This is a genomic window from Methanoregula sp. (genome assembly GCF_049690535.1).
In the GTDB taxonomy this organism is placed as follows: domain Archaea; phylum Halobacteriota; class Methanomicrobia; order Methanomicrobiales; family Methanospirillaceae; genus Methanoregula.
Genome location: NZ_JBAVMX010000062.1, coordinates 1 through 2,673 on the forward strand (window position 1 = coordinate 1; position 2,673 = coordinate 2,673).

Sequence of the window (2,673 nt, forward strand, 5' to 3'; positions counted from 1 at the left end):
CCAAGCACGGTTGCTGATATTTCTCAAAAAAGTTTACTGAGGTTACCGGTCTTTCCAAAAATTGTGCTGCTATGTTATCAAACTTTTTGAAAACAGTTCATCAACCTTACCGGATTTTTAAAAAAATCGTTCACCACCATTATCGGACTTTCTAAAAAAAATGTCCGGCAACATCCTCAGAAAAGCATCCGGTCATTCCCGCCGGATACCAGAAGTTACAACGATATGTCCTAACATGAGCCGTCGCTGTGCCTGGACTTCCAGACCTGCCTGTTCAAACATAGTTCGTACCTCATGCCGGGTGCGGAGGTGGCCGTGGCCGCGATTCACACATCGTAAAAAGAACGGGAGTGGTGCGATATCAGACAAAAAGAACTGACCCCCGGGACGTAAGACACGCCGTATTTCGCGGATACCCTGTGCCTGGTCTGACCAGTGATGAAAGGAAGTCGTACTGAAAACGAGATCGGCAGACGCATCTGGGAGAGGGATGGATTCGGCAGAGCTCACCATAAACGCAGCATCCGGCATCAGGTGCCGGGCTTTTTGCACCATACCTTCAGCCGGATCGATCCCCGTAAGCTGTGCCTGAGGCCAGCGCTCCCTAATTTTTCGTAAGAGTCGGCCCGTTCCGCACCCGACATCCACGATATCCCCGGGTGCTGATTTCACCGTGACAAAACGAAGGACACCGTTGTGGATCCGGTCGAAATACAGGTACTGGAACCATGACTCCTCATAGGTGCCGGACCAGCGGTTAAATTTCTCAATATCTGAAGAGACATCCATGACCGTTCACCACAACGGGTACTGCCCGTGAGTACTTCAGGTATTTTACCGGCAGGGTCATGTAAGTAACCCTGTTTCAAATCCCGCCGGATGTTCACCGTACCTCTTTTAAGAACTAATTCCCCCGAAATTCACCGGCAATTGTGTAGTTCAATCGGACATCCTTAAAAAAATGGCGAACGCCTCAAGCCCTCCCCACGCAGTCCTTTCTCTCAGTACCCCATGCACTATCCCCACAGTTTCACCCCCCGCACCCGGGGGTTCATATGCAGTTCCGGTGCATCTCTCCTCACACGATCCGAGGACGTTCATGGATACACCGCAGACTGCCCATCATCAACAATGTTCCGAACCACACCAGACACCGGTCAGCCTGCTCAAAAAATACTGGGGCTATCCCGCATTCCTGCCGCACCAGGAATCGATCATCGCGTCGGTCCTTGAAGGTCACGACACGCTCGCGATCATGGCGACCGGGGGCGGGAAGTCGCTCTGCTACCAGCTGCCGGCCCTGTACCTCGGCGGCCTCACCGTGGTCATCTCGCCGCTCATTGCGCTCATGAAAGATCAGGTGGACGATCTCAATGCCCGGGGGATCCCGGCTGCTGCATTCAACAGCACGCTCGATTACCGGGAGCGCACCGGGATTGAAGCGGAGATGAAAGCGGGCAGGCTTCATATCCTGTTTGTCTCGCCGGAAAAATGCATGCAGGCCGGCTTTCTTGACACTCTTGCAGCAGCCCCGGTCCGGCTGATCGCGATCGATGAGGCGCACTGCATCTCGGAATGGGGCCACAACTTCCGGCCCGAGTACCGTGAACTCGCCCGGTTCAGGAAACTGTTCCCCTCCGCTCCCGTGATCGCCCTCACCGCGACAGCGATCCCGGAAGTGCGGAAAGACATCTGCCAGCAGCTCGGCCTCGTGAAGGTCCGGGAATTCGTGGGCAGTTTCAACCGGGAGAACCTGACCTACCGGGTGGTCACAAAAAAGAACCCGCTGGTCATGCTCGCGGATTTCCTCTGCCGGCACAGGAACGAGGCAGGAATTGTCTACTGCATGAGCAAGAAAGAGACCGAGGAGGTCGCGTACGAACTCCGTAAAAAAGGCTTCAAAGCGCTCGCCTACCATGCCGGGCTCCCCCGGCCGGTGAGGGCGGACGTACAGGACGCTTTCCTCAAAAACGCTGCACAGATCGTCTGTGCAACGGTCGCGTTCGGCATGGGGATCGACAAGCCGGACGTGCGGTTTGTGATCCACTACGATCTCCCGAAAACGGTCGAGTCCTATTACCAGGAGACCGGGCGGGCCGGGCGCGATGGGAAGCCTGCCGAATGCATCCTCTTTTACAGCAGGGGGGATTATGCCCGGGTCAGGTCGATGCTCGAACACGATGAAGGCGGCGAACGATCAGTCCGGATAGCGCTCAAAAAACTCCAGGACATGACCGGGTACTGCGAGACGACTGGCTGTCGGCGTGCCTTCCTGCTCACGTATTTTGGCGAAACCCCACCAGCAGGGAACTGCGGTACGTGCGATAACTGCGCTCATCCTGCCGCATCCATTGACGGCACGGAACCGGCACTCCTGATCGCCGCGTGCGTACAGCAGCTGCCATCCCACTTCGGGATCGAACTTATCACCGATGTCCTACGGGGAAAAAAGTCGGCAAAGATCGAAGCGTACCATTTCGACCGCCTGCCTGCATATGCAGCAGGAAAACAGTATGCAAAGGAAGAGTACCGGGTCTGGATCAATGATCTCGTCCGGCAGGGATATCTCGCACGAACCGGTGACAAATATCCGGTCATTGCTCTTGGTGCGAAAAGCAGCGGGCTGCTCGCCGGGACCTGCCGGGTCCGGCTCCCGGTACAGGAGCGCGATGC

General features: G+C 56.0%; 2 protein-coding genes. One reads left to right on the forward strand and one right to left on the reverse strand.

All coding sequences use genetic code 11. From position 1 onward, the window contains the following. Positions 1 to 192 precede the first annotated feature (192 nt). Positions 193 to 789 (reverse strand): class I SAM-dependent methyltransferase, encoded by a 597-nt coding sequence (locus WCE46_RS04640; protein WP_424732531.1) that lies wholly within the window; start codon positions 787 to 789, stop codon positions 193 to 195. Positions 790 to 1,099: 310 nt separating this feature from the next. Here WCE46_RS04640 and WCE46_RS04645 point away from each other — a divergent pair. Continuing rightward, a partial coding sequence (locus tag WCE46_RS04645) for a RecQ family ATP-dependent DNA helicase (RefSeq protein ID WP_424732532.1) occupies positions 1,100 to 2,673 on the forward strand: 1,574 nt, incomplete at its 3' end.